Annotated in this window: 24 protein-coding genes; 10 read left to right on the top strand and 14 right to left on the bottom strand. The window is 71.4% G+C overall.

Features of this window, described 5'->3' with window-relative positions; translation table 11 throughout:
• Nucleotides 1–17 precede the first annotated feature (17 nt).
• From OHA77_RS27060 to OHA77_RS27050, 3 genes are read left to right on the top strand one after another with little or no spacing between them, the layout of a single operon-like run.
• A complete protein-coding gene (locus OHA77_RS27060; RefSeq protein WP_406312245.1) occupies nucleotides 18–2,114 on the top strand; it encodes an FG-GAP-like repeat-containing protein in 2,097 nt (698 codons plus the stop codon).
• 2 nt (nucleotides 2,115–2,116) lie between these two features.
• Complete coding sequence (locus OHA77_RS27055) at nucleotides 2,117–3,124, top strand: enediyne biosynthesis protein UnbU (protein WP_406312244.1); 1,008 nt, start codon at nucleotides 2,117–2,119, stop codon at nucleotides 3,122–3,124.
• A gap of 30 nt (nucleotides 3,125–3,154) precedes the next feature.
• The gene (locus OHA77_RS27050) at nucleotides 3,155–6,508 is read left to right on the top strand and encodes an SDR family NAD(P)-dependent oxidoreductase (RefSeq protein WP_406312243.1); all 3,354 of its coding nucleotides are present in this window, start codon (nucleotides 3,155–3,157) and stop codon (nucleotides 6,506–6,508) included.
• Between the two features lie 15 nt (nucleotides 6,509–6,523).
• On the opposite strand, the gene OHA77_RS27045 is transcribed toward OHA77_RS27050, so the two are convergent.
• The gene (locus OHA77_RS27045) at nucleotides 6,524–7,171 is read right to left on the bottom strand and encodes a class I SAM-dependent methyltransferase (protein ID WP_406312242.1); all 648 of its coding nucleotides are present in this window, start codon (nucleotides 7,169–7,171) and stop codon (nucleotides 6,524–6,526) included.
• A 77-nt stretch (nucleotides 7,172–7,248) separates the two neighbouring features.
• Here OHA77_RS27045 and OHA77_RS27040 point away from each other — a divergent pair, with 77 nt between their 5' ends.
• The 3 genes from OHA77_RS27040 to OHA77_RS27030 are packed head-to-tail and all read left to right on the top strand — an operon-like array spanning nucleotide 7,249 to nucleotide 9,013.
• Nucleotides 7,249–7,713 carry a pyridoxamine 5'-phosphate oxidase family protein gene (locus OHA77_RS27040; protein ID WP_406312241.1) on the top strand — a complete coding sequence of 155 codons (465 nt, stop codon included), beginning with the start codon at nucleotides 7,249–7,251 and terminating at the stop codon, nucleotides 7,711–7,713.
• Between the two features lie 9 nt (nucleotides 7,714–7,722).
• Nucleotides 7,723–7,917 (top strand): ferredoxin, encoded by a 195-nt coding sequence (locus tag OHA77_RS27035; RefSeq protein ID WP_326825405.1) that lies wholly within the window; start codon nucleotides 7,723–7,725, stop codon nucleotides 7,915–7,917.
• A 10-nt stretch (nucleotides 7,918–7,927) separates the two neighbouring features.
• Complete coding sequence (locus OHA77_RS27030; protein WP_406312240.1) at nucleotides 7,928–9,013, top strand: alcohol dehydrogenase catalytic domain-containing protein; 1,086 nt, start codon at nucleotides 7,928–7,930, stop codon at nucleotides 9,011–9,013.
• Between the two features lie 67 nt (nucleotides 9,014–9,080).
• Here OHA77_RS27030 and OHA77_RS27025 read toward each other — a convergent pair whose 3' ends face one another.
• From OHA77_RS27025 to OHA77_RS26995, 7 genes are all read right to left on the bottom strand, one after another.
• Complete coding sequence (locus OHA77_RS27025; protein ID WP_326825407.1) at nucleotides 9,081–10,088, bottom strand: sugar phosphate isomerase/epimerase family protein; 1,008 nt, start codon at nucleotides 10,086–10,088, stop codon at nucleotides 9,081–9,083.
• Entirely contained in the window at nucleotides 10,085–11,272 is a 1,188-nt protein-coding gene (locus tag OHA77_RS27020) for a Gfo/Idh/MocA family protein (protein ID WP_406312239.1), read from the bottom strand. Before OHA77_RS27020 ends, OHA77_RS27025 begins: the two co-directional genes overlap by 4 nt.
• Nucleotides 11,272–12,336, bottom strand: a complete 1,065-nt coding sequence (locus OHA77_RS27015; protein WP_326825409.1) for a substrate-binding domain-containing protein — start codon at nucleotides 12,334–12,336, stop codon at nucleotides 11,272–11,274. Before OHA77_RS27015 ends, OHA77_RS27020 begins: the two co-directional genes overlap by 1 nt.
• Nucleotides 12,337–12,369: 33 nt before the next feature.
• Nucleotides 12,370–13,461 carry an ABC transporter permease gene (locus OHA77_RS27010; protein WP_406312238.1) on the bottom strand — a complete coding sequence of 364 codons (1,092 nt, stop codon included), beginning with the start codon at nucleotides 13,459–13,461 and terminating at the stop codon, nucleotides 12,370–12,372.
• The gene (locus OHA77_RS27005) at nucleotides 13,458–14,987 is read right to left on the bottom strand and encodes a sugar ABC transporter ATP-binding protein (protein ID WP_406312237.1); all 1,530 of its coding nucleotides are present in this window, start codon (nucleotides 14,985–14,987) and stop codon (nucleotides 13,458–13,460) included. Before OHA77_RS27005 ends, OHA77_RS27010 begins: the two co-directional genes overlap by 4 nt.
• A gap of 503 nt (nucleotides 14,988–15,490) precedes the next feature.
• Complete coding sequence (locus OHA77_RS27000; RefSeq protein ID WP_406312236.1) at nucleotides 15,491–16,276, bottom strand: SDR family NAD(P)-dependent oxidoreductase; 786 nt, start codon at nucleotides 16,274–16,276, stop codon at nucleotides 15,491–15,493.
• Between the two features lie 68 nt (nucleotides 16,277–16,344).
• Entirely contained in the window at nucleotides 16,345–17,016 is a 672-nt protein-coding gene (locus OHA77_RS26995) for an FMN-dependent NADH-azoreductase (protein ID WP_406312234.1), read from the bottom strand.
• Nucleotides 17,017–17,112: 96 nt separating this feature from the next.
• Between OHA77_RS26995 and OHA77_RS26990 the strand changes: the two genes are divergently transcribed.
• Nucleotides 17,113–17,622 carry a MarR family winged helix-turn-helix transcriptional regulator gene (locus OHA77_RS26990; protein WP_406312233.1) on the top strand — a complete coding sequence of 170 codons (510 nt, stop codon included), beginning with the start codon at nucleotides 17,113–17,115 and terminating at the stop codon, nucleotides 17,620–17,622.
• Here the strand turns inward: OHA77_RS26990 and OHA77_RS26985 are convergent.
• The 4 genes from OHA77_RS26985 to OHA77_RS26970 all read right to left on the bottom strand — a co-directional run bounded on the left by OHA77_RS26985 (nucleotide 17,539) and on the right by OHA77_RS26970 (nucleotide 20,899).
• Nucleotides 17,539–17,943 (bottom strand): hypothetical protein, encoded by a 405-nt coding sequence (locus OHA77_RS26985; protein WP_406312232.1) that lies wholly within the window; start codon nucleotides 17,941–17,943, stop codon nucleotides 17,539–17,541. The genes OHA77_RS26990 and OHA77_RS26985 overlap by 84 nt on opposite strands.
• A gap of 200 nt (nucleotides 17,944–18,143) precedes the next feature.
• Nucleotides 18,144–18,590 (bottom strand): MarR family winged helix-turn-helix transcriptional regulator, encoded by a 447-nt coding sequence (locus tag OHA77_RS26980; protein WP_406312231.1) that lies wholly within the window; start codon nucleotides 18,588–18,590, stop codon nucleotides 18,144–18,146.
• Nucleotides 18,591–18,602: 12 nt separating this feature from the next.
• On the bottom strand, nucleotides 18,603–20,003 hold the full coding sequence (locus OHA77_RS26975; protein WP_406312230.1) for an MFS transporter: 1,401 nt from the start codon (nucleotides 20,001–20,003) through the stop codon (nucleotides 18,603–18,605).
• Nucleotides 20,004–20,056: 53 nt separating this feature from the next.
• Nucleotides 20,057–20,899: an NAD(P)H-binding protein gene (locus OHA77_RS26970; protein ID WP_406312229.1), complete on the bottom strand. Its 843-nt coding sequence runs from the start codon at nucleotides 20,897–20,899 to the stop codon at nucleotides 20,057–20,059.
• A 99-nt stretch (nucleotides 20,900–20,998) separates the two neighbouring features.
• Between OHA77_RS26970 and OHA77_RS26965 the strand changes: the two genes are divergently transcribed.
• Nucleotides 20,999–21,496 (top strand): MarR family winged helix-turn-helix transcriptional regulator, encoded by a 498-nt coding sequence (locus OHA77_RS26965; protein ID WP_406312227.1) that lies wholly within the window; start codon nucleotides 20,999–21,001, stop codon nucleotides 21,494–21,496.
• 106 nt (nucleotides 21,497–21,602) lie between these two features.
• Here OHA77_RS26965 and OHA77_RS26960 read toward each other — a convergent pair whose 3' ends face one another.
• Nucleotides 21,603–22,205: a CGNR zinc finger domain-containing protein gene (locus tag OHA77_RS26960; RefSeq protein WP_406312226.1), complete on the bottom strand. Its 603-nt coding sequence runs from the start codon at nucleotides 22,203–22,205 to the stop codon at nucleotides 21,603–21,605.
• 134 nt (nucleotides 22,206–22,339) lie between these two features.
• On the opposite strand from OHA77_RS26960, the gene OHA77_RS26955 reads away from it, so the two are divergent.
• Together OHA77_RS26955 and OHA77_RS26950 are read left to right on the top strand one after the other, a co-directional pair.
• Nucleotides 22,340–23,083, top strand: a complete 744-nt coding sequence (locus OHA77_RS26955; protein ID WP_406312225.1) for a phosphodiesterase — start codon at nucleotides 22,340–22,342, stop codon at nucleotides 23,081–23,083.
• 137 nt (nucleotides 23,084–23,220) lie between these two features.
• On the top strand, nucleotides 23,221–23,841 hold the full coding sequence (locus OHA77_RS26950) for a LysE family translocator (protein WP_406312224.1): 621 nt from the start codon (nucleotides 23,221–23,223) through the stop codon (nucleotides 23,839–23,841).
• 121 nt (nucleotides 23,842–23,962) lie between these two features.
• Here the strand turns inward: OHA77_RS26950 and OHA77_RS26945 are convergent, their stop codons facing one another.
• Entirely contained in the window at nucleotides 23,963–24,859 is an 897-nt protein-coding gene (locus tag OHA77_RS26945) for an SDR family oxidoreductase (RefSeq protein ID WP_326825421.1), read from the bottom strand.
• Nucleotides 24,860–24,965: the final 106 nt, after the last annotated feature.

Genomic DNA, 24,965 nt, shown 5'->3' with positions numbered 1-24,965 from the left:
CCTCACAGGTGAGAGCGGTGTCGAGGATCCGCAGGTGCGCCGCGGGGGCGCTGGCCATGGCGGCCTGCGCCACCGGCTGGAGACTGACCGGGCCGCCCGGCGTCTCCGGGGCGGAGGGCGTCGCGGACTTCTCCTTCGTCGCCCGTCCCCTCGGCCCGGCCGACCAGCCGGGTGACCGGAGTCTCCGGCCGGTCGCGCCGGGCTACCGGGACGTCCGCGCGTGGGTGTCGTCGACGGGCGCGGGAGTGGCGTTGTTCGACGTCGACAACGCGGTGGTCTCCGACGACGTGTGCCTGGTCGACCCACGCCACGACACGGTGACCGTGCGTCCCGTACCGGACACGCCGCACGGCTACCGGCCGTTCACGCTGGCCGCTCCGGAGCGCGGGCCGTACGAGGCGCCGACGGGATGTCTGCCGGCCGATCTCGACCAGGACGGCTGGCAGGACCTGGTCGTCACCTACTGGGGCCGCTCCCCCTCGCTGTTCCTGCGTGTCCCCGGGGCCCCGCCGTCCGGCGCGGCCTTCCGGCACCGCGACCTGACGGCCCGGCCCGAGATCTGGAACACCAGCGCCGCCACGGCCGGCGACTTCGACGGCGACGGCCGTCTCGACCTGGTCTTCGGCAACTACTTCCCGGACGGCGCCCGAGTGCTGGACGGCTCCGGGGACCACGGCGGCATCGTGCTGCCCGACTCGCCGGCCGACGCCGGCAACGGCGGCGCCAACCGGCTCTACCGGGCGACGGGGCCGGCCCGGTTCGCCGAGGTCGAGGGGGTGTTCGACGGGATCGGCGGCCGGGGCTGGACGCTCGCGCTGGGCACCCAGGACCTGGACGGCGACGGGCGGCCCGACCTGTATGTGGCCGACGACTTCGGCCCGGACGAACTGCTGGTCAACGAGTCGACGGCCGGGAGGATCGGGTTCAGGCAGGCACGGGGCACCCGGCACCTGACCACGCCGAGGTCCGGCGTCGTCGGTCAGGACGCGTTCAAGGGCATGGGGGTCGGCTTCACCGACCTCAACGCCGACGGCACACCGGACATCCTTGTCAGCAACGTCACCGAGGACTACCGGGTGCACGAGGGCAACTTCGCCTTCGTCTCCCGGCCGGGTGGGTTCCACGACGGTCACGCGCCCTACGACGACCTCGGCGAGGAGTTGGGGCTGAGCCGGAGCGGCTGGTCCTGGGACGTCAAGGCCGCCGACTTCGACAACGACGGCACCGACGAGATCATGCACGCGTCCGGGTCCGTCAGGGGTGCCGCCGGCCGCTGGGCGCGGTCTCGGGAGACGGCGCCCGCCACCGACCTGATCCTCTCCCGGCCCGTGCTCTGGCCGGACGCCGGGGCCGGCCTGCCCGGCCGCGACACCAACAGTTTCTTCACCCGGACAGCCGACGGCCGCTACGTGGACGTGGCCAGGCGCGCCGGGGTGGGCGGCGACGCGGTCGGCCGCTCGTTCGCCGTCGGGGACGTGGACGACGACGGGAGGCTGGACTTCGCGGTCGCCAACCAGTGGTCCGCGTCGGTGTTCTATCGCAACGACGGCGCCACCGCGCCGTTCGTGGGCCTGCGGCTCCGCCTTCCCGCCGGATCCTGCGACGCGGCCGGCCCCGCCCCGGCGCTCCCGCCGACCGGCTCGCCCCCGTCCCGCTCCCACCTGTCGCGCCGCGCGCCGTCCGGCCACCCGGTGTCCCGGCGGGCTTCGGCGCTCGCCGCGCTGATCGCCCCCCTCCCGGGCCGGCCGCCCTCGCCGGCGTGGCCGAGGAAGGCGCTCCCCGCGCTCGTCGGCCCGCACCCGCTCCGCTCCTCCGCACGCCGCTCCGCCGTACCCGTCCCCGCTCTGACGCGTCCCGCCATCGGCGCCGTCGCCACGGTGCGCCTGCCCGGCGGGGGTGGCCTCAGCCGCCAGCTCTACCCGGCCAACGGGCACAACGGGGTCTCCGCGCCGGAGCTGCTGTTCGGCCTGGGGCCGGGCGCGCCGGACGGGCCGTTCCCGGTCGAGCTGGCCTGGCGTGACGCCTGCGGTGTCCCGCGCGTCGCGTCGGTGTCCGTGGGACCCGGCTGGCACCGGATCCTGCTGGCCGACGGCCGCGCGTCGGAGCTGGACTGACCATGGACGACGCCATGGATGACGCCATGGAGAGCCACGACCGGGCACTCCGCCGTTTCGCCGGGTCGATCACTTTCGTCACGGTGCTCGGGCACACCGTGCTCGACTTCGAACAGCCCTACCTGGCACCCGTCGTGGGCGCGGCCACCGGGGTGGCCACCGCGTTCGTGCTGGAGACCGTGGAGGCGTGGGCGTGGCGGCGTCCTCCCGGCTACCGGAGGGCGCGGTGCCGCCAGGCGGCCGGATTCTTCCTGCCGTCCTACGTCACCGGGCTGACCTGCGCGATGCTGCTGTACACCGGCACGCGCCCGATGCCGGTCGCGCTGGCCGTCCTGATCGGGGTCGGCAGCACGTACGTCCTGCGGGTCAGGGTTCCCGGTACGGCACGGCGCCGGGGCGGAGGGGCGCTTCGGGCGGCCCGGCCCTCGGGCGGGGCGGCGTCCGCCGGGACGCGCCCCCGGGACAGGTTCGCGGCGGAGGGACAGCCCGGAGAGCACTACCTGAACCCGTCGTGCCTCGGCGTCACCGCCGTGCTGCTGCTGTTCCCGTGGGCCGGCGTCGCACCGCCGTACCCGCTCGGGGGGCTCGTCCCGCCGGCCGTCCTGCTGCTGGGCTCGGTGGTGAACGCCCGGCTCGCCGGGAGGCTGCCGCTGGTCCTGAGCTGGGCGGGGGGATTCGCCCTGCTGGAGCTCGTCCGGGGCGGACCGGCCGGCGCCCTGCCGCCGATGACCGGCATGGCCTTCGTCCTCTACACCAACTACCTGGTCACCGATCCGGGCAGCACGCCGGCCCGGTCCCGCGGCCAGGTGGTGTTCGGCCTCGCCACGGCGGCGGTCTACGGTCTGCTGGCCCAGTTCGCCGTCGTCTTCGGGCTGTTTTTCGCCCTGTTGATCGTCTGCGTCGGCCGCGGCACGGGCCTGGCCCTGCTCGCCCGCGTCCGGCCGTCCACCGCCCCCGTTCCCGCCGACGCGCGTGACCTCTCCGGGGTCCCGGCGGGCGTCCAGCCATGATTCACCCGAACATCTGAAGGGGTGCGCCGAATGTCCGTCGCCATCGTGGGACTGGCCTGTACCTATCCCGACGCTCCCGATCCCGGAGCGCTGTGGGAGACGGTGATGTGGCGGCGGGCGTTCCGGCGTCCACCGGCCGACCGGCTGGACCCGGCCGACCGCGACTCCCCCGGCCGGGCGGCACTGATCGGGGGCGGGGAGCTCGACCGGACCGCATTCGACGTCTCCGCGCCGGTCCACGGCGGCACCGACCAGGTCCACCGGCTGACCCTGGACACCGCGTCCCGTGCCCTGGCCGACGCCGGCCTGCCCGGCGGGGAGGGGCTCGACCGGGACCGGGTCACCGTGGTCGTCGGCGCCACCGCGACCGGGGATACCGCCCGGCCCGCCACGATCGCCTCGCGCGTCTGCGCCCACTTCGACCTGCGCGGCGGTGGATACACGGTGGACGGCGGGTGCGCCTCGTCCCTGCTGGCGGTGATCACCGCCGGCCGGTCGCTGCTGGACGGCGACGCGGACTTCGCCCTGGCCGGCGGCGTGGATCTCGGCCTCGGCCCGTTCGAGCCGGTCGGACTCGCCGATGCGGGCGGGCGCGCGCGGGGCCACGGCGCCCGGCCGGACGGCCGCCTGCCGGGCGGGGGGTGCGGGATCGTCGCCCTGACGCGTACGGCCGACGCCCGCGCCGCCGGGCTGAGGATCTACGCGGAGATCGCCGGCTGGGGCGTGTCCTGCGACGGCAGGGGCGGCGACAGCACGCGCTCCGACGCCGACGGCCCGCTCCTGGCCCTGCACCGCGCCTACGCGCGGGCCGGTGTCTCCCCCGCCGAGGTCGCCCTGTTCGAGGGCACCGGCATCTCCGTGTGCGACACGGTCGAGCTCACCGCCCTCACCCGTCTCCTCTTCGACGCCGTACGGCAGGCCGGGCCCGACGCCCCGCAGCGGGCGGCGGCCGGACCCGGCGCCGTACGGCGCGCGGCGATCGGGTCCGTCACCGCCAACATCGGGCACACCGGGGCGGCGGCCGGGGTCGCGGGCCTGATCAAGGCCGCCATGGGCATCGCCTCCGGCGTGCTCCCGCCGACCACCGGCTGCGGAGAGCCGCACCGCCTGCTGACCGTCCCGGGCACGCCCCTGCGGGTGCCGGCCGTCGCCGAGCCGTGGCCCACCGGCCACCGCCACGCGGGGGTGAGCGCCATGGAGCCCGGCGGCGTCAACGCCCACCTCGTCCTCACCGCGTCCGCCCCGGTGGACGCGGGGGCCCACCATCTCGCGCTGGAGACCGTCCCGCACGGTGACGCCGCCGGCGGGCGGGCGGACGAGACGGCCCGGGAGGGGACGGACGCCGAGCCGGTGGCCGGGGTGGCGCGCTGGGTGAGGTGTTTCGCCGCGGACCCGGTGACCGGTGCGAGTGTCCCGCTCACCCTGGACGCGGCGGGCCCGCTCCCGGTGGGCCCCGCGGACGTGGTGCTGGTCAGCGGGGGCGGCGAGGGGATCGGGTTCGCCTGCGCCATGGCGCTGGCCGAGGCCGGCGGGTGCGGGCTGGCCCTGCTGGGGCGGGGGGAGCCGGAGCACGACGTGACCCTGGCGGGCAACCTGCGGGAGCTGTCCGGCAAGGAGATCCGGTACGGCTACGCGGCGGCGGAGGTGAGTGACGCCGAGGAGACGGCGCACGCCGTACAGGAGCTGGAGAGCACGCTGGGACCGGTCACCATGGTGATCCACGCGGCGGGTGCGGCGGAGCCGGACCGGTATGCCGGGAACGGGGAACGGCCCGGCGCGTCCAGGCTGATCAGCCTGGACAACCTGCTCGCCGTCACCGCGCCCCGGCGCGTCGTGACGTTCGGCTCGCCGGCCGCCCGGTACGGCGCGGAAGGCGATCCGGTGCGGGAGCGGGTCGCCGGGATCGGCGGGCTGAACGTCGACTGGCCGGTGTGGGCGGGAACGGACCCGCGGGAGCCGGCGGACGTGACCGGGCTCCCGGCCGGCGCCGACGGGACGGCCATCACGCCGCAGGAGGGGACGGAGCTGTTCCTCGCGCTGCTCAGGGCCGGTGACCTGCCGTCCGGAGTGGCCGTGCACGGCAGGCCCGACGGCCCTCCGGCCCCCTGTCCGGAGAGCGGCCGGTTCCTCGGCGAGGTGCGGGTGCACGTCCCGGGGGTGGAGCTGGTCGCCGACAGCCACCTGTCCCTCGGCAGCGACACCTACCTGGACGACCACCGGATCGACGGGCGGGCGGTGCTGCCCGCGGTGGTGGCGCTGGAGGCGATGGCCCAGGCCGCCGGGGCGCTGGCGGGGCGGCCGCTGGACGAGGCCGGGCAGATGACGTTCGACCGGCCGGTGGTCGTACCCGACCGGGGCGGCACCACGATCCGGGTGTGCGCGCTCCGGCGCGGGCAGTCGGTCGAGGCGGTGGTCCGCAGCGAGGAGACCGGTTTCCGCGTCGACCACTTCCGGGCGGTGTTCCCGGTGGAACCGGCCGACGAGACGCTGGCCGTACCGCAGCTGAGCCGGGACGGCTCCGAGCCGCTGGACGCCGGAGACCTGTACGGCGCGCTGTGCTTCCACACCGGGCGGTTTCAGCGGGTCAGGGAGCTCACCCTCGTCGAGGCGCGGGGGTGCCGGGGCGAGCTGAACGGCGACGACCCCGACGGCTGGTTCGCGGGCAGGCCGGTGCTGGGCAGTCCGGGACTGAGCGACGCCACGATCCACGCGCTGCAGGCGTGCGTGCCGCACCGGCGGCTGCTTCCGGTCGGCGGCGAGCGGCTGGTGGTCCGGCCGTCCCAGGGGGACGTGCGGCTGCACGCCGCCGAACGCCACCACGACGGGGGCGAATACGTCTGGGACGTCACCGCCACCGACGTGCGCGGGCGGCTGGTGGCGGCGTGGACCGGACTGCGGCTGCGGGACGTCGGCCCGCTCCCCCGGCGCGACCCGTGGCCGCCGAACCTGCTGGCCGTCTACCTGCAACGGGCCGCGGTCGCGCTGGGTCTCGATCCGGCGCTGCACGTGACCATGGACGGCGGGACGTCCCGCAGCCGGCTGGGCGATCTGGTGCTCGGCGTGAACGGTCCGGCGTACTGCTCCTGGACGCAGGTGGGCGGGGCGCGAGAACCGCTGGGAGCGGCGGCCGCGCCGCTGGTCGACGAGCTGCTGCCGGACTGCGGCGAGCCTGAGGAGACCGTGGCCGCCCGGATCTGGACGGCCGCCCGCTGCCTGTCCAAGGCGGGCCTGCCGCCGACGACGCCGGTCACGGTCGTGGACGGCCCGGAGGGCGGCTGGCTGCTGCTGCGGGCCGGGGCCGGCCTGGTCGCCTCGGTGGTGGTCCGGGTCAGGGGGGTGGACGAGCCCGTGGCGGTCTCGATCATGACCGGCGAGCGGCGTTGAGTCTCCGCCGGCCGGTCAGCCGATGCCGGGGCCGACCCGCTCCAGCACCCGCAGCGAGCCCTCCCGCCTGATCTCCCTGAACGCCCCGGAGGCGAGGACCCGCTGGTAGACGCGGTAAGGGGCCTGCCCTCCCGTCGCGGGGTCGGGGTAGATGTCGTGGAAGACCAGCGCGCCGCCCGGCATGACGTGCGGCGCCCATCCCTCGTAGTCCTTGGTCACCGGCTCGTCCGAGTGGCCGCCGTCGATGAAGAGCATGGCCAGCGGGGTGTTCCAGAGCCGTGCGACCTGCTCCGACCTGCCGACGATCGCGATGACCTCGTCCTCGAGCCCCGCGGAGGCGATGGTGGCGCGGAAGGTGGGCAGCGAGTCCATCTTGCCGAAGCGGGGATCCATCAGCGTGGGGTCGTGGTGCGCCCAGCCCGGCTGGATCTCCTCCGAGCCGCGGTGGTGGTCCACGGTCAGCACCACGGAACCGGCCTGCCTGGCCCCCGCCCCGAGGTAGACGGCGGACTTCCCGCAGTAGGTGCCGATCTCGCAGATCGGCCCGCGCGGGCCGTACGCGACCGCGGTCTCGAACAGCGCGAGACCCTCCTCGTGGGGCATGAAACCCTTGGCGTGCTGGGCCGCGTGCAGCAGGTCGGCGGGCATGGTCGGGGTGCTCATGCGGGCAGCCTATCCAGACCGAACAATATTCCGAACGACCCTTGCCCACCCCTATGCAACATGTTCTACTTTGCACCGTGAACCAGCGCGCCCGCATCGTGATGACCGAGGACGAGATCACCGCCTTCATCGGCGGATCACGCAAGCTCCAGCTCGGCACGGTCAACCCCGACGGAACGCCGCACCTGGTCACCATGTTCTACGGGCTGACCGAGGGCCGGATCTCGTTCTGGACGTACGGCAAGGCGCAGAAGGCCCTCAACATCCGGCGGGACGCCCGGGTGAGCTGCCTGATCGAGGCCGGGGAGGACTACTCCGAGCTGCGCGGCGTCCTGATGTACGGCACGGCACGGCGGATCGACGACTCCGAGGGGGTGCTGCGGGTCGGCATGGACGTCGCCCGCCGGATGGCGGGTATGCCCGACGCCGAGGAGCTCCTCACGGAGTACGTCGCCTACACCGGCCGCAAGCGGGTCGCTTTCGTGGTGGAGCCCGGTCGGGTGATCTCATGGGATCACCGTAAGCTCGCCACCACGGGATAGGAGGCCCACATGAAGATCAAAGTCGACTATCCGGTGTGCGAGGCCAACGCGGTCTGCATGGGACTCGCCCCGGAGGTCTTCGAGCTCGACGACGACGACCAGCTGCACGTGCTGCTGCCGGAACCGCCGCCGGAAATGATGGACCGCGTCCGGCACGCCGTGCGGTCCTGTCCCAAAGCCGCCCTCTCCCTTGAGGAGAACTAGGAGGACCCCCATGCGTGGTGCGCTTCTGCATGCCGTCGGCGACGACAAGCTCGACATCCGCGATGACTTCACCCTCGCGCCGACAGGTCCGACGGACGTCCGGGTCAAGATCAGGGCGACCGGCGTCTGCCACTCCGACCTGTCAGTGATCAGCGGCGTACTGCCCATGCCGCTCCCCGTCATCCCCGGGCACGAGGGCGCGGGTGAGGTCGTCGAGGTCGGCGACCACGTCACCTCGGTCCAGCCCGGCGACCATGTCATCCTCAACTGGACCCCGGCCTGCGGAAACTGCGCGAACTGCCTGGTGAACCAGCCCTACCTGTGCATGACCTACATGATGGACAGCTTCGTCAACGCCCGGTTCCGCTACGGCGGCGACACCCCGGCGTTCGGCATGGCCGGCTGCGGCACCTGGGCCGAGGAGATCGTCGTGCCCTGGCAGGGAGCGATCAAAGTCGACCCCGCGGTGCCCTACGAGGCGGCGGCGCTGATCGGCTGCGGCATCACCACCGGGGTCGGCGCGGCACTCAACACCGCCCGGGTGAAGGCCGGTTCGACTGTCGCGGTGGTCGGCGCCGGCGGCATCGGCCTGTCCATCATCCAGGGGGCCCGCATCTCCGGCGCGACCACGATCCTGGCGGTCGACCCGCTTGAGTCCAAGCACGCGCTGGCCAAGAAGGTCGGCGCCACCCACGCCGTCACCCCCGACCAGCTCAAGGACGCGATCGGGTCGCTGACCGGCGGCAGGGGGTTCGACTACGGCTTCGAGGCCGTCGGCAAGTCCGCCGCCATCATGACCGCCTGGCAGGCCACCCGCCGCGGCGGCGACATGATCGTGGTGGGCGCGGGCGCGATGGACGACATCGTCCCGCTGAGCGCCTTCAACCTGCTGTTCGAGGGCAAGAACATCCTGAGCTCGATGTACGGCGGGTCGGACGTCCGCCGCGACTTCCCGTTCTTCGCCGAGCTCTACAAGGCGGGCAAGCTCGACCTGGAGAGCATGATCAGCTCCCGCATCAGGCTCTCCGACCTCAACGACGCCGTGGCCGCGCTGAAGAGCGGCGAGGTCCTGCGCCAGATCGTCGTCATGGACTAGCCGCCCGCTTCCAGCCGGGGAGCCGGTCCGTCCCGCCGCGGTGGGACGGACCGGCTCCCGTCCGGTTTCAGTCCGAGGAGAAGGCGGCGTCGAAGGAGGCGGTCGGCGGGGTGATGGCGTTGAGCCTGCGGATCACGCCCAGTGCCTCGGGGGCGCCGTCCAGCCGGTCCATGCCGGCGTCCTCCCACTCGATCGAGATCGGCCCGGCGTAGCCGATGGAGTTCAGTGCCCGGAAGCAGTCCTCCCACGGCACGTCGCCGCGGCCGGTGGACACGAAGTCCCAGCCGCGCCGCAGGTCGGCCCAGGGCAGGTGGGAGGCCAGCCGGCCGCGGCGGCCGTCGCCGGTGCGGACCTTGGCGTCCTTGCAGTCGACGTGGTAGATCCGGTCGGCGAAGTCCAGGATGAACCCGACCGGGTCCAGCTCCTGCCAGACCATGTGGGACGGGTCCCAGTTCAGCCCGAACGCCGGCCGGTGCCCGATCGCCTCCAGGGTGCGCACCGTGGTGTGGTAGTCGTAGGCGATCTCGCTGGGGTGCACCTCGTGGGCGAAGCGGACCCCGACCTCGTCGAAGACGTCCAGGATCGGGTTCCACCGGTCGGCGAAGTCGGCGTAGCCGTCCTCGATCATCGACGGCGGCACCGGGGGGAACATCGCCACGGTGTGCCAGATGGAGGAGCCGGTGAAGCCGACCACGGTGTCCACGCCGAGCAGGGCGGCGGCGCGGGCGGTGTTCTTGATCTCTTCGGCGGCTGCCTGCCGTACCCGCTCGGGCTCGCCGTCGCCCCAGATACGGGCCGGCAGGATGGCCTGGTGGCGGGCGTCGATGGGGTGGTCGCAGACCGCCTGGCCGACCAGGTGGTTGGAGACGGCCCACACCTTGAGGTTGTGCTTGGCCAGCACCTCGCGTTTGCGGTCGACGTAGGAGTCGTCGGACAGGGCCTTGTCGACCTCGAAGTGGTCACCCCAGCAGGCGATCTCCAGGCCGTCGTAGCCCCACTCGGCGGCCAGCCGGCAGACCTCCTCGAACGGCAGGTCGGCCCACTGGCCGGTGAACAGCGTGATGGGTCGGGTCACGATTCCTCCACGGGGGTGAAACGGCTGCCGTCGGCGGCGCTGGCCTCGACCGCGGCCAGCACGCGCTGCACCCGCAGGCCGTCGGCGAACGACGGCGAGGGGGCGGTGCCGGCGGCGATCGCCTCGATGAAGTCCTTCACCTCGTGGGTGAAGGTGTGCTCGTAGCCGAGGCCGTGACCGGGCGGCCACCAGGCGGCGGCGTAGGGATGGTCGGCCTCGGTCACGATGACCCGCCGGAAACCGGCCTCGGCGGCGGGCAGGGTGTGGTCGTGGAACCACAGCTCGTTCATCGCCTCGAAGTCGAAGGCCAGGCTGCCGGCCGAGCCGTTGACCTCGATGCGCAGCGCGTTCTTGCGGCCGGTGGCGAACCGGGTCGCCTCGAACACCCCCACCGCGCCGCCGCTGAAGCGGGCGGTGAACAGCGCGGCGTCGTCGACGTCGACCGCGCCCGTCTCCGCGGTACGGCTGCCGCCGGACAGGCCCGAGGAGGCCTCGGCCAGCGGCCGCCGGGTGACGAAGGTCTCGGTCAGCGCCGAGACGCCGGTCAGCTGCTGGCCGGTGATGAACTGGGCGGTGTCGATGATGTGCGCGCCGATGTCGCCCAGCGCGCCGGAGCCCGCCTTGTCCTTCTGCAGCCGCCACACCAGCGGGAAGTCCGGGTCGGCGATCCAGTCCTGGAGATACTGGGCGCGGACGTGGTGCAGCCTGCCCAGGCGTCCTTCGGCGATCCACTGGCGGGCCAGCGCGAGGGCGGGCACCCGCCGGTAGTTGAAGGCGACCATGGCGTGCACGCCCCGGGACGCGGCGCGGTCGGCGGCCTTGGCCATCGCCTCGGCCTCGGCCACGGTGTTGGCCAGCGGCTTCTCGCAGATGACGTGCTTGCCTGCCTCCAGCGCGGCGATCGCGATCTCGGCGTGCGAGTCGCCCGGCGTGCAGATGTCGACCACCTGCACGTCGTCCCGGGCGATCAGCTCCCGCCAGTCGGTCTCGGCCGCCGCCCAGCCCAGGTCGCGCGCCGCCACGGCGGTGGCCTCCGCCGACCGCCCGCCCACGACCGCCATCACCGGCCGGTACGGCAGGTCGAAGAAGGCCGACACGCTGCGCCACGCCTGTGAGTGCACCCGTCCCATGAACGCGTATCCGACCATGCCGATCCCCAGTGTCGGCCTGTCGTCTGCCGCCATCAGGATTCGAATCCGAGCGGAAGGTACTCGGCGACGTTGTCCTTGGTGATGGTCTCCGACGCCAGCGTGATCGACTGCGGCACCTGCTTCTCCAGCAGGTCGCTCATCCCCTTGCCCTGCGCGACCAACCGCGCCAGCTTGATCGCCGAAGAGGCCATGGTAGGACTGTAGGTCACCGTGGCCTCCAGCACCCCGCTGCCGGACTGGATGTCGCGCATCGCGTTCGCCGACCCGGCCCCGCCGACCATGAAGAACTCGCTGCGCCCGGCCTCCTTGACCGCGGCCAGCACCCCGATCCCCTGGTCGTCGTCGTGGTTCCAGATCGCGTCGATCTTCTTGTGCGCCTGCAGCAGGTTGCTGGTCACCTTGGTGCCCGACTCCACGGTGAACTGCGCGTCCTGCTGCGCCGTCACCGTGAACCCGAACGTCTTGAGCGCGTCGGCGAACCCCTTGCTCCGGTCCTGGGTCAACGGCAGCGTCGCGATGCCCTGAATCTCCAGGATCACCGGGTCGGCCACCCCCTTGTCCTTCAGCTTCTTGCCGATGTAGGTACCCGCCGCCACGCCCATGCCGTAGTTGTCGCCGCCGATCCAGGTACGGTACGACAGCTTGTCGGGGAACACCCGGTCCAGGTTGATCACCGGGATGCCCGCATCGCTGGCCTGCCTGGCGATCTGGTTGAGCTGCTGGCCGTCGTTCGGCAAGATCACCAGGGCCGACACCTTCGCCGCGATCAGCGACTCCACCGCCGAGATCTGCGCGTTGATGTCGTTGGTCGGCTCGACCGGCTTGAACTCCACATCGGTGTACTGCTTGGCCGCGGCCTCGGCGTTCTTGGCGATCGCGGCGATCCAGCCATGGTCGGCCGCCGGGGCCGAGAACCCGATGACGACCTTCTCGCCGGGGGTGTCGTTACCGCCGGTCGGCGCCGGGGCCGGCGCCGAGGCCGCCGTGGTCGGCGAGGCGGCCGGCTCGTTGCTGGTGCAGGCGCTGACCAGCGCACCGGCACCGAGGACTGCTCCGCCGACAAGGAAACCCCGGCGGGCGAGCGGGTTGGCTGACATGTGTTTCTCCTCGCGGAATGGGGGGGGTGGGAATCAGGTCCGGAAAGTGAGGGAACGACGCTGCAGCAGCACGGCCACCACGATGATCAGCCCCTTGGCGATCAACTGGTCACTGGTGTTGAGCCCGTTGAGAATGAACAGATTCGTGATCACCGTGAAGATCAGCAGACCCAGGATCGAGCCGATGATCGAACCCCGTCCCCCGGTCAGCAACGTGCCACCGATGATCACCGCGGCGATCGCGTCCAGCTCGTACAGGTCCCCATGGGTGGACGATCCCGTCGTGGTCCGCGCCATGATCAGCACTGCCGCGATCCCGCAGCACAGCCCCGACAGCGCGTACAGCCACATCGTGTGCCTGCGCACGTCGATGCCGGCCAGCCGGGCCGCCTCGGGATTGCCGCCGACGGCGTAGGTGCGCCGGCCGAACGTGGTGCGGTTCAGCACCACCCATCCGGCCACCACCACCAGCGCGAACACGTACACCAGCAGCGGCAGGCCCAGCACCCGAGTGGTCGACAGCGCCACGATCGCCTCGTTGCCCTGCTGCACCAGCTGCGTGCGGCGGTCCGACATCCGCTGCGCCAGTCCCCGGGCGGCCACCAGCATCGCCAGCGTCGCGATGAACGGCACCATCCGCCCATAGGAGACCAGCAGGCCGTTGACCAGCCCCGCGCCCGCGCCGACCAGCACCGCGCACACGATCATGACCAGCGGACCGTAGGCCTGGGTGGCCAGCGTGGTCGCCCACACCGACGCCAGTGCCATCACCGCGCCCACCGACAGGTCGATCCCACCGCCGATGATCACGAATGTCGCACCCACCGTGATCACCCCGATCGTCGCCGCCAGCGCCAGGATGCTCACCAGGTTGGAGGTGCTGGCGAAGGTGTCGGGCACGGTCACCAGCCCGACCAGCGCCAGCAGCACCAGGGCCGCCACCAGTCCCAGATGCGGGATCTCGGCCAGCCTGGTCAGCGGACCGGCGCTCGCGACCGGCTTGTGCCCCGCCGCCCGGCCATGCTCCCCGGCCGGGGAGGCGCCCCCGATCCGGTCGCGCTCGCCGGCCGGGGGGTCCACGGCGTCCACCGGGGTCGCCGGAGCCCGGCCTTGCGGATCGGTCACAGCGCGCTCCCTTCCATGATCATGTCAAGCACTCGATGTTCGTCCAGGTCGCGGGCGTCTCCCTGGTGGATGACCGTCCCCTCGCGGATGACCAGGACCCGGTCGGCCAGCCCCAGCACCTCGGGCACCTCGCTGGAGACCAGCACCACCCCGATGCCCTCGTCGGCCAGCCCGCGGATCACCGCGTACAGCTCCGCGCGGGCGCCCACGTCGACACCCCGGGTGGGCTCGTCCAGCAGCAGCAGATTGCGGCCGTTGAGCAGCCAGCGCGCCAGCACGGCCTTCTGCTGGTTCCCCCCGGACAGCGTCCTGATCGGCCGGTCCGGATCGCCCGGCCGGATGTCCAGCCGCTCGACGAGGGCACGCGCGTCCTCGGCCTCACGACGCCGGTCCAGCCAGCCGAACCGGGAGTATCCGCCGAGGTTGGCCAGCGAGATGTTGCGGGTCACGCTCTGGTCCAGCAGCAACGCCTGCGCCTTGCGCTCTTCGGGGGCCAGGCCCATGCCCAGGCGCACGGTCTGGGCCGTGCCGCCGTGCCGTACCGGCCGTCCCTCCAGCACGACGGTCCCGGAGAACCGGCGCGCGCCGTAGATCGCCTCGATGATCTCCGAGCGGCCCGAACCGACCAGCCCGGCCAGCCCGACGATCTCCCCCGCCCGCACGCCGAAGGACACGTCGGCGAACACGCCCGGGACGGTGAGACCCTCGACGCGCAGCACCTCCTCGCCCGTCGCGGGGCCCTCGCGGCGGGGCGGGAAGACATGCTCGACGCTGCGGCCGGTCATCAGCGAGACCACCTCGGAGGTCGGGGTGTCGCGGGCCGGCAGGCCCACCGCCACCGTGCGGCCGTCCTTGAGCACCGTCACCCGGTCGCCGATCTGCCGGATCTCCTCCAGCCGGTGCGAGATGTAGATCACCGCCACCCCCTGGGCGGTCAGCTCCCGGATGATCCGGAACAGGTTGGCCACCTCGTCGTGGGCCAGCGCCGCCGACGGCTCGTCCATGATGATCAACCGGGTGTCGTGCGACAGCGCCCGTGCCATGCTGACCACCTGCTTGGCGGCCGGCGACAGCCGCCCCACCTCCGTGTTCGGCCGGATCTCCGGGTGCCCCAGCCGGGCCAGCAGCCCACGCGCCGCCCGGGCCGTCTGCCCCTGGTTGACGAACCCCAGCCGGGACGGCTCGTGACCCAGGAAGATGTTCTCGGCCACGCTCAGCCCGTCGACCAGGTCGAGCTCCTGGTAGATCGTGGAGATGCCCGACCGGATCGCGGAGATCGGGCTGCTCAGCCGGACCTGCTCGCCGTCCAGGGTGATGGTGCCCTCGTCCGGCTGGTGCGCCCCCGCGAGGACCTTGATCAGGGTCGACTTGCCCGCGCCGTTCTGGCCGAGCAGGCAGTGCACCTCTCCGGTACGGACGTCGAGATCGACGCCGTCCAGGGCACGCACACCGGGAAACTGCTTGACGATGCCCTTCATCAGCAACAGGGGACTGCCTTCGGACATGAGGCCTCGCTGGTTGGTCATGGTGCCGAAAAAAGTGGTCGCTGCCGCGCCGCGCCGGTCACGCCGACGCTGTCGCCGGGTTCCGACGGCACGATGGGCAGGTTGCCCGTCGCCGGGGGCGGCGACCGGCGGTAGACGACGCTTCTGATCTCCGTGACCTGGTCCGGTACGGCCACGGGTCCGTCGCGCACTCGGCACGCGACCGTGCCCGCTCCCGCAGGAGCCGGAGCGGCGCGGCCTGGTGGGGGTGCTCCGGCCGGGCGGAAATGCGCTTCACAACGCCTCCGTGTTCGGAGTTGGTTGTGCAGAAGCTAACCCCCTTCTGCTTGGCTTGTGAAGACCTTTTAGCCAACAGTTCGCCGACTTTTGCAGATTTCCGCAAAAGTCGGCGAACTCGACCGATCGGTTCAGCCGGGTGGGTCAGCTCCCCCGGGCGAGCTGACCCACCGCTGGTTGGTGCCGCCGTTGCCGCTCTACCGCAGCATGACGATCGCGTCGAAGTCCGCGTCGTCGAACACGGCCTGCTACCCGCCGATGTGCGGTGCGCGTGCGGCGGAGGAGCCGTCTCGGATCACTTCACCGGTGAGGTTGCCGTTGGCTCCCGAACCCAGGAAAACGATGATTTTGGCCACGTCGTCGGAGGTGGAGAGCCTGCGGCTCGGTGTGGCGGCGGCGAGCGCGTCGGTGACGAACCCCGGGACGTCCCGGCTGTCGGTCAGGGTGAAGCCGGGGGCCACGACATTGACCAGGACCCCGTCCCGGCCGCCGTTCCAGGCGAGGCTGCGGGCGAGCCCGTACAGGCCCGATTTGGCGGTCCCGTACGGCCCCGGCCCGGGCAGACCCTCCTCCGCGACGCTTGAGGAGATCAGCACGATGCGGCCCCAGCCCCTGGCGCGCATGCCGGGCAGGACCGCGCGGACCGACGCCGCGGTTCCGACCAGGTTGGCATTGATCATCGCCTCCCACTCCGCCAGGGGCACGTCCTCGAACCGGACGCCGGGATCCGGCGGGCCGTCACCACCCCAGCGGACCGCATTGGCGACGAGGACGTCGATCCCGCCCCAGCGTTCGACGACGGTCGCGGCGGCCTGGTCGATGGTCGGCAGGTCTTCGAGATCCAGCCGGACGACGTGTGCCTGCCCGCCCAAGGCCTCGACGTCCGCGGCCACCTTCTCGGCCTTGTCCGGGTTGTTCCGGTAGGTGATCGCCACCCGGGCGCCCTCCCGCCCGTAGGCGCGGGCGGTCGCGGCTCCGATTCCGGTCGACGCGCCGGTGACCAGGACCACGCGGTCCTTGAGTTCGGTGTCCATTGTGTGGTTGTCCTCTTGTCTTCGCTGATTGTCTTCGCCGATCGGGTACGGCTGGTGCGGGATGTACGTCAGGCGCGAGACGGCGTCTCGGCACGTGCCCGGGTGGCCAGGGCGTGCACCGCGTCGAGTGCCGCGGCTTGGGACGCCTCGTGCGTCTCGCGGAACTGAGCGAGGAAGGGCATGACCCTGGCGTGCGTGAGCTCGGTGTGGACGAACTCCACATCGTCCAATCCGAGCGAGGAGAAGAAGGCGCGCAGGTAAGGCTCCTGGAAGTCGAAGGACTCCCGGGGGGTGCCCGGCCCGTAGGCGCCGCCGCGCGCGCTCAGGATCACGGCCGACTTTCCCTGGAGCGGCAACCAGGGCAGGGCCACCCGGTCGATCCATGCCTTGAGCGCGGCGGGCACCGAGAAGTTGTACATGGGGGCACCGATGAGCAAGGTGTCCGCCGCGAGCAGCTGCTCCATCAGCGGGCGGGTGGCCGCCCAGGCCGTGGCCAGTTCGGAGCTGGTGCCGGCCACCTCGTCCATGGCCTCGATGGCGCGCACCCCGTTCAGGGAGGACTGGGTGGCGAGGTGGACACGGGCTTCGTCGACCGGCGCCACCGGTTCCGCGACCAGGTCGCGGTAGGTGTAGGTCCCTCCGGGGTTGGCCGCTTTCCAGTCGGCCGCGAAGCTCTCGCCGAGCTTGCGGGAGAGCGAGTCACTTCGTGCACTGGCGTCCAGGTGCAGCAGATGCGCCACGGAACTACCTCTCATTTCAGATGATCTGACATCGAAATCAATATAAAGCAAGATAGTTTCAAGTCAAGAAGATTTTCGCTTGCTATCATGACGGCCATGGCCACCTCTCCCGCACCCGAAAGCTCGCCCGACAGCCGGCTGCACGAGGACCTGCACTGGCTGTTCGCCCGGCTGAAGCAGGGCCTCGCCGGGGCGGAGGCCGCAGCGGTGCGGGAGCACGGCATGAACCTCTGGGGCTACACGGTGCTGATGGCAGTCGTCGAAGCTCCCGCCCGCACCCAGCTCGCCCTCGCCCAGGCCGTGTCGGTCGACAAGAGCAAACTGGTCGTCATCCTCGACGAGCTGGAAAGCGCTGGCCTGGTTCTCCGCCGGCCGGACCCCGCGGACCGCAGAGCCCGCATCATCGAGGTCACCCCTCAAGGAAGCCTTGCGCTCGAGGCCGCCCGCGGTGACATCAAGGCGATCGAGGACCGGCTGCTGACCGATCTCGACGCTCCGGTACGGGCGGCGCTGAGGAGCGCGCTACGGCATCTCGCCGGCGCACCCATCGTGCGAATCGAGGACGGACAGCCGTCCGAAACCGCCTGCGCCCCGCAGCAGGCCTGACCGCGCGTCCCCAGTGCCCAGCCGCTCGCCGGTCAGCCCGGCGGCCGAGCAGCCGGGGATCGAGGACCGGTCGCCGGTGAAGCTGTACGGGACCGGCAGCAGGCCCCGTACGAGCATGCGTGGCAGATCCGGGACTCGCTCGGGGACCGGGAGTTCACCGACATCGGGGCCGAGGTAGCCGATTTCATCGCCTCCCGGGTCCGCGAAGACCCGCGACTCGCGACGGGAGTTGTTCGACATGTTCGCGGTCTGCGGGTACCGGTTCGCGCCGAGGCATGCCGACATCTCCGGCACCCGGCTGCGGCGGGTCGACACCGCCATGCTGGAGGGCACCCCTACCAGGGCACCAAGCAGACCAACGGGTAGGGCTACTTCGACTTCTGGTCGAGCACATCAACTTTCATGGGTTTTACCCGTTCAACCGTCCTGATCTGGGCGGAAGGCCCCGCGAACTGCCCGACCCCAACGCCACCGACGAAAAGGATCAGCCCTCATGCGGCCTGTGGCGAGCGTGCTCACGATCAGCGTCGTGATGTGGGCGGCCTTCGATGTTCGGTTCCTGTCCGGCGGGCCTCGATGTTGTGGGTCATGCGCTCGAGGACGCTGACGGCCGTGAAGTACTCGTTCATGGATATGCCAGACATCGACAGCTCGCGAAACGCGTTGACGCGTTCGGCGACCTCGGCCAGACGCTGACGGCCGTCGGAGGTGAGGATGAGCCGGTCCGATGCGGGGCGGGTCGCCCAACCGTCGGCGAGCACGGTTTCGATGGCGGCGGTCAGGGTGGGGACATCGGCGTTGGCTGCGAGGGCCGATAGGACGTCGGTGTCCGAGACCTGAGGAGTGTCTTCGACGACGTTGAGGACTTGCCAGGCGATCCGGGTGAGGCCGAACTCGTTCAGCATGCCGTTCATGTGGCGGGTGAGGGCTTCGTCGGTGCGGTTGAGCCAGTAGCCGATGGGTTTCAAGATCGGTGCTCCTCAGTGACGCCGGGATCGGGCTTCGCGTGGCATGAGCCGGACGAGGCCGCAGCAGACGGACACACCGGCGGCGACGGCGGCCAGGCTGAGGGCGGTGCCGCCGGAGGTGTGGAGGTAGATGGTGGTGATGGCCGCGGCGCCGACGCTGTTGGCCAGTTGCTGGGTGGCCGACAACGAGCCGCTGGCACTGCCGGACTCCTTCGGGTCGATGCCACTCAAGGTGACCTCGTAGATGGTGCCGAAGCAGGTGCCCAGGCCCAGGCCGGTGACGAACACCGGCAGGATGAGCGCCCAGCCGGCCAGGCCGGATCCCTGGGTCTGCACCAGGGCGAGCAGTGCGAGGGTGCCGGTCAGGGTGAGGGCCAGGCCGATGAGGATCAGGGTGCGGCCCATCCGAGCGATGAGGTTGTGCACGGCGATCGAGGAGACGACGATGCCTGCCGCGATCGGCGCGAGGCCGAGAGATGCCTGCGTCGGCGTGCGGTGCAGCACGTCCTGCAGGAAGAGGGACAGCACGAACAGCAGGCCGGAGACCGCTGCGTTGAAAACCAGTCCGAGGATCAGGCCGGAGGTGAAGCCGCGGTCCTTCAGCAGTGAGGGCTCGATGAGTGGGCTGGCCGCGGCGCGCTGGCGCAGGCAGAACAGGGCGAAGAAGCCTGCGCCGACCGCCAGGGAGAGGATCGGGCGCAGCGTCCAGCCATGGCTGGAGCCGTCGACCAGGCCGTACAGGAGGCCGAGCATCGTGGCTGCGAGCAGGCCGGAGCCGAGGACGTCGACGGTGACCGCCCGGTCGCCGGTGTCATGGGGCAGGAGCCGGGCGGCCAGGCCGATCGCGAGGCCGCCGAGCGCGATGTTGATCAGGAACATGGAGCGCCAGCCGAGGCCGAACAGGTCGGCGTCGATCAGCGATCCGGCGAGGATGGGGCCGCCGACGGCGGACAGGCCCAGGGCGGGGACGAAGACGCCGAATGCTTTGCCGATCTCGTCGCGGGGGAATACCGCGCCGAGGATGCCGAAGCCCTGCGGGATCAGCAGGGCGCCGAAGGCTCCCTGAAGCAGCCGGAAGGCGACGATGGACGCGGAGTCGACGGCCAGGCCGCAGGCGATGGACGCGAGGGTGAAGCCGGTGATTCCGATCAGGAACAGGCGGCGGCGGCCGAACTTGTCGCCGAGCCGTCCGCCGACCACGAGTAGGACGCCCATGGCCAGGGAGTAGCTCGCGCCGAGCCACTGGACGAGGGCGTCCCCGCCGCGCAGGTCGGCGGCGATGGTCGGGGCGGCGATGTTGGTGATCGTCGCATCGAGAAGGTCGACGATTGCGGCGAAGAGGACGACGGCAAGGACGGCCCAGCGTCTGCGATCGGTGGAATGCGGCGGCACGGGAGCCACAAGGGTGGACATGGGGATGCCTTAAGGGGAGAAAGGGGCGCCGCCCGAACGGAGGACCGGCGGGGTCAGCGCTGGGTGAAGGCGGCGGCGTTCTCGCGTGCCCACTGCCGGAAGCTGCGGGCGGGCTTGCCGAGGAGGGTCTGGGTGGTGTCGGCGATGGCGGCGGGGCGAGCGGACGCGGCCGACCAGAGGGCGAGCAGGGAAGCGGCTATCGGGGCGGGCATGTACTGGCTCATCTGCTGCTCGGCCTCGGCGTGAGTGATCTTCACAACGGGGATGTCGCGCTCGAGGACCTCGGACAGAACGGCGAGCTGCTCGCGGAAGGTGAGCGACTGCGCGCCGGTGAGGGTGACCGAGCGGCCCTTGAGAGAGCCGCCGCTCAGGGCCTCGACGGCGATGTCCGCGAGATCGTCGGAGTGGATGGGCGCAAGGTCCGCGTCCGGGTAGGCGAGCTGGATCGGCAGGTTCTGGCCGATGAAGTAGGCCCAGCCCAGCGCGTTGCTGGCGAAGGCGTCCGGGCGCAGGAATGTGCAGGTGAGGTCGGAGGAGGCGAGGGCCTGCTCCACCTTGAGGCTGTGTGAGGCCAGCGGGTCGGTCTCGGCGCCGGGGTTGAGGACCGAGGCGGAGGACAGCAGGACGACGTGCTCGACGCCCGCAGCCTCGGCGGTCTTGATGAAGGCGTCGATGCCGTCGGGCTCGGGGTAGAGAAACACCTGGCCGACACCGCGGAGCGCGGCCTCGAAGGTCTCCGGGCGGTCGAGCCCGAGCTCGGCGACCTCGACGCCGACGGGGACGGTCAGTTCAGCGGGATCGGCGCTGGCGGCGCGGATGGAAACACCTGCGGAGTGGAGGCGGTGAACGATCGCTTGGCCGACCTTGCCGCGGGCACCGGTGATGAGAATGGTCATGGTCTTCTCCGTTCATGATGTTATGCATGTGCATGCTGTCATGCATGTATTTTCGCGTCAACACATGCCTTCAAAAGTTCACGGATATACGATGGGCACATGACGACGAACGAGCCGCGAACGGCCGACGAGCTGCTGGACGCCGTGGGTCCGGCGTTCTCCAAGCTGCGTCGCACCTCACTGCTGGAGGTCGAAAACCCGATCTCGGCCAAGGACCTGAGCCGGACCCTCGTGCTCAACATCGTCCTGGAGCACACCCAGGACTCCGGCAAGGAGGTCACCGTCGGGGCGGTGGCCGAACTCCTGGCCGTGGATCCTTCGGTGGCCAGCCGAATGGTCACCGACAACATCAAGGCCGGCTACCTGATCCGCGCCGCCTCCCAACAGGACGGCCGCCGCACCGTCCTGCAGCTCAGCCCCGAAGGCGCTGAGCTCATGGCCCGCTTCCGGCGCCACCAGCGCTCGGCGTTCGAATACATCACCACCGACTGGTCGGAACACGACCGCCTGGAGTTCGCCCGCCTGATGCTCAAGTACGTCGACTCCCTGGCCCACCTCCGCAACCGAGGTCTGGCCGAAGACGCGAAGGGCTCCTAGGCGGCTGGTGTCAAGCGGCCCTTCCGATCCGCGGCTCAGCCGTCGGCGCTGATTTCAGCCGGACGGTCCCAGGACCCCGCGTCGGCGGGCAGCCGCGCCAGGAGGGTCAGCCGACGTCCGCGGTGCGCTGACGGCGGTAGTGCCGGGCGGCCCTGGCGCGGTTGCCGCACGACGGTTTGCACCACTCCTGCAGACCGTGCTCCTTGACGAAGTACCGCACGCAGCGCGGCGCGGTGCAGGCCCGCAGCCGCTCGCGCTCCGGACCGGCCAGGAACTCGATGGCGGATCGGGCCAGGGCCGCCACGAGCCGCAGGCCCGAGTCGCGCTCCGCGGACAGCAGCCGGGCCGCGGGGAGCGCCTCTCCGGGCCAGTCGAGCTGCGGGGCGACCAACTCCCGGGCGGCGGCCGCGTTGAGGAGGGCCAGCGCCCGGTCCGCGGGCATCAGGCGGTGGGCGTCCGCCGGGCTGGCCGGCGCGGGGCTCACGACCCGGGCGAACAGTGCGCGTACGGCCTGCCGCAGCTCGACGATCTCGTCCATGAGCGCGTCGTCGGCCTCGAAGTCGCCGACGACGCCGCAGCCGGCCAGCAGGTCGGCGTGCTCTCCGAGCCAGCGGGTCGTGCCCTGGGCGGTGGCCAGGTCGTCGGCGACACCGCCGTCTCCGTCGTGGCGGATCGTGCTCGCCAGTTCCAGTGCCAGACGGCGCTCCATGTCCCCTCCTCCGCGCACCCGATCGTCAACCGTCACATTATCGTACTAACGGAGAAATAAAATTCTCCGTTATAGTGAGCCGCGACCACCACTCCGGCGGACGGCTTCCACCGCAGCAGAGGGACGGAGCAACGATGACGACACTGCTGGCACAGATCAGCGACCTGCACCTGGACGGCAGCGAGCGGGCGACCCGGCGCGCCACCCGCGTCATGGACTACCTGCGGGCACTGCCGCACCCCGTCGACGCACTCCTGGTCACCGGGGACATCGCCGACCACGGCACGGAGGCCGAGTACGAGGAGGCGGCCCGCCTCCTGTCCGCGTCCTTCCCCGTGCTCATCTGTCCCGGCAACCACGACGTGCGCCCGGCCTACCGCAAGACTCTGCTGGACGAACCGGCCGCCGACGGCCCGATCAACCGGGTGCACCAGGTCGCCGGCACCGCCATCCTGATGTGCGACTCCACCATTCCCGGCCGCGACGATGGACTCCTCGACGCCGAAACCCTGAACTGGATCAGCACCACGCTCGCCGGTCTCCCGGAGGACACTCCGGCGCTCATCGCCTTCCACCAGCCGCCGGTCGAGCTCCACCACCCGCTGCCCGACTCCATGAGGCTCCAGCAGCCCGAGGACCTCGCCGCCCTGATCGACGCGCACCCTCAGGTGGCCGCGGTCATCACCGGCCACGCCCACACCGCCGCCGCCTCCATGTTCGCCGGACGCCCCCTGATCGTCGGACCGGCGGTCACCTGGACCCTCCGCCTGCCCTGGGAGGGCGACCGTCCCGCGGACCGCGACCAGCCTCCCGGCCTCGCCTTCCACATCCTGGGCGAAGACCGCCGGCTGACCACCCACTACCGCGTCGTGCTCTGACCCATCGCCCGCACCGCCGCCTTGGCAGCGCCGCCTGTCCCTGGTCCATACCTGCACCGCCGCTCTGGCGGCGCCGCCCTCCCACACCCGACGCTCTGGCGGCGCTGCCATCCCCTGACCGCCGACCAGGAGGCACCGTGGTCTCTCTTTACCCCGTCGCCGCATTCCTGGTGGCGGTCTTCCCCCTGATCGCCACCCCCGGTGCCAGCCTGGCCCTGCTGACCCGCCAGGTCACCCGCGAGGGCCGCCGCCGGGCGGTGCCCGTGATCCTCGGCACGGTCACCGGCCTGTACGTGCACGCCGGGCTCGCCGTCGCCGGCCTGTCGGCCTTGATCATGCACTCCAGCCTGGCCTTCACCGTCGTCAAGCTCGCCGGCGCGGCCTACCTCATCGGCCTGGCCGGATGGACCTGGCGTTCGAGCACACCGCGGGCACCGGCCGTCCCCCGCCGGCACCTGCCGACCACCGCCGGATCCCCATACGTCCAGGCACTGCTCGGCAACGTTCTCAACCCGAAGGCCGCCTCCATCTACCTGACCCTGATCCCCCAGTTCATCGCTCCGCACCGGCCCGTCACCGGCCAGATCCTCACCTTCGCCACCGCCCACGCCCTCCTGATCACCGGGTGGCTGCTGGTCTGGACCGGCCTGATCGGCGGAGCGGAACGGATGCTGAGCACTCCCCGTTTCAAGACCGCCGTCACCAGGATCACCGCGGTCACCCTGCTCGCCCTGGGAATCCGGTCAGCCGTGGCTTAGGCGCGTCGGAATACGAGCACAACCGGCAGCGAGCAGCCGGCGACCTGTTATCAGGGACGCGACCCGCCTCACCGCGGGCCGGCCGCTCCGGGTGGCGGACCACCCGTCCGCGGTCATCCGGTCAGAGCATGGCCTTCATGGAGGCGGTCGCCTGCTGGCCGAGCGTGGTGGGGGTCAGATAGGGCTGCTCGGCCATGATGGCTTCCCAGTTGTCCCGGATGTCCTCCACGGTGTGATCGTCCTGCCGCCAGCCCGGTCCCTCGGCCACGAACACCCGGGCGATCCGGCCGGCACCGACGCTGAAGACCTCCCCACTGGCCTCACAGGCCTCGTGCGCCAGGAACGTCACCAGCGTGCTGACTCGCTCCGCGGTGAACCTGGCCTCGAACTCGGCCGGCAGCAGCGCCTCGGTCATCCGGGTCCAGGCGATCGGCGCGATCGCGTTGGCCTTGATCCCGGCCCTGGCACCCTCGAGGCCGAGCGTCTTGGTCAGGCCGACCAGCCCCATCTTCGCCGTCGAGTAGTTGGCCTGGCCGAAGTTGCCGAACAGCCCGGCGGGCGAGGAGGTGTTGACGATGCGGCCATAGCCCTGCTCCTTGAGGTAGGGGAAGGCGGCGTGACTGACCAGGAAGGAGCCGCGCACGTGGACGGCGAGGACCTGGTCGAACTCCTCGACGCTCATCTTGCCGAAGGACCTGTCACGCAGGATGCCGGCGTTGTTGACGACGACGTCCAGCCGCCCGAAGGCGTCGATCGCGGTCCGCACGATCGCCTTGGCGCCCTCCGGGGTGGCGACGTTGTCGGTGTTGGCGACCGCCTCGCCGCCGTTCTTGTTGATCAGCTCGACCACGTCGGCGGCCGGGCCGGTGGAGGCTCCCGTACCGTCCAGCGCTCCGCCCAGGTCGTTGACGACCACCTTGGCCCCGCGCTCGGCCAGCGACAACGCGTGCGAGCGGCCGAGACCGTGCCCGGCGCCGGTGATGACCGCGACCCTGCCGTCAAACCGCAGCTCTGACATCCGCACTCTCCCACGAGAACATAGTTCTGTTTTTCTTGAACAATAGCCTGCCGCCCCCCAAAGGACCATGAGTGGAGACGACAGGCTGTCGAATCGTCGCGGATAG

This window comes from Streptosporangium sp. NBC_01639 (assembly GCF_045209755.1).
Taxonomy (GTDB): Bacteria; Actinomycetota; Actinomycetes; order Streptosporangiales; family Streptosporangiaceae; genus Streptosporangium.
This window is presented reverse-complemented; position numbering and strand designations above follow the sequence as displayed.

Coding starts and splice junctions, on each gene's coding strand:
- OHA77_RS27055 (WP_406312244.1), top strand. CDS start 2,117: ATGGACGACGCCATGGATGACGCCATGGAGAGCCACGACCGGGCACTC.
- OHA77_RS27050 (WP_406312243.1), top strand. CDS start 3,155: ATGTCCGTCGCCATCGTGGGACTGGCCTGTACCTATCCCGACGCTCCC.
- OHA77_RS27045 (WP_406312242.1), bottom strand. CDS start 7,171: ATGAGCACCCCGACCATGCCCGCCGACCTGCTGCACGCGGCCCAGCAC.
- OHA77_RS27035 (WP_326825405.1), top strand. CDS start 7,723: ATGAAGATCAAAGTCGACTATCCGGTGTGCGAGGCCAACGCGGTCTGC.
- OHA77_RS27030 (WP_406312240.1), top strand. CDS start 7,928: ATGCGTGGTGCGCTTCTGCATGCCGTCGGCGACGACAAGCTCGACATC.
- OHA77_RS27020 (WP_406312239.1), bottom strand. CDS start 11,272: ATGGCGGCAGACGACAGGCCGACACTGGGGATCGGCATGGTCGGATAC.
- OHA77_RS27015 (WP_326825409.1), bottom strand. CDS start 12,336: ATGTCAGCCAACCCGCTCGCCCGCCGGGGTTTCCTTGTCGGCGGAGCA.
- OHA77_RS27005 (WP_406312237.1), bottom strand. CDS start 14,987: ATGACCAACCAGCGAGGCCTCATGTCCGAAGGCAGTCCCCTGTTGCTG.
- OHA77_RS27000 (WP_406312236.1), bottom strand. CDS start 16,276: ATGGACACCGAACTCAAGGACCGCGTGGTCCTGGTCACCGGCGCGTCG.
- OHA77_RS26990 (WP_406312233.1), top strand. CDS start 17,113: ATGGCCACCTCTCCCGCACCCGAAAGCTCGCCCGACAGCCGGCTGCAC.
- OHA77_RS26985 (WP_406312232.1), bottom strand. CDS start 17,943: ATGGCGGTGTCGACCCGCCGCAGCCGGGTGCCGGAGATGTCGGCATGC.
- OHA77_RS26975 (WP_406312230.1), bottom strand. CDS start 20,003: ATGTCCACCCTTGTGGCTCCCGTGCCGCCGCATTCCACCGATCGCAGA.
- OHA77_RS26970 (WP_406312229.1), bottom strand. CDS start 20,899: ATGACCATTCTCATCACCGGTGCCCGCGGCAAGGTCGGCCAAGCGATC.
- OHA77_RS26965 (WP_406312227.1), top strand. CDS start 20,999: ATGACGACGAACGAGCCGCGAACGGCCGACGAGCTGCTGGACGCCGTG.
- OHA77_RS26960 (WP_406312226.1), bottom strand. CDS start 22,205: ATGGAGCGCCGTCTGGCACTGGAACTGGCGAGCACGATCCGCCACGAC.
- OHA77_RS26955 (WP_406312225.1), top strand. CDS start 22,340: ATGACGACACTGCTGGCACAGATCAGCGACCTGCACCTGGACGGCAGC.
- OHA77_RS26945 (WP_326825421.1), bottom strand. CDS start 24,859: ATGTCAGAGCTGCGGTTTGACGGCAGGGTCGCGGTCATCACCGGCGCC.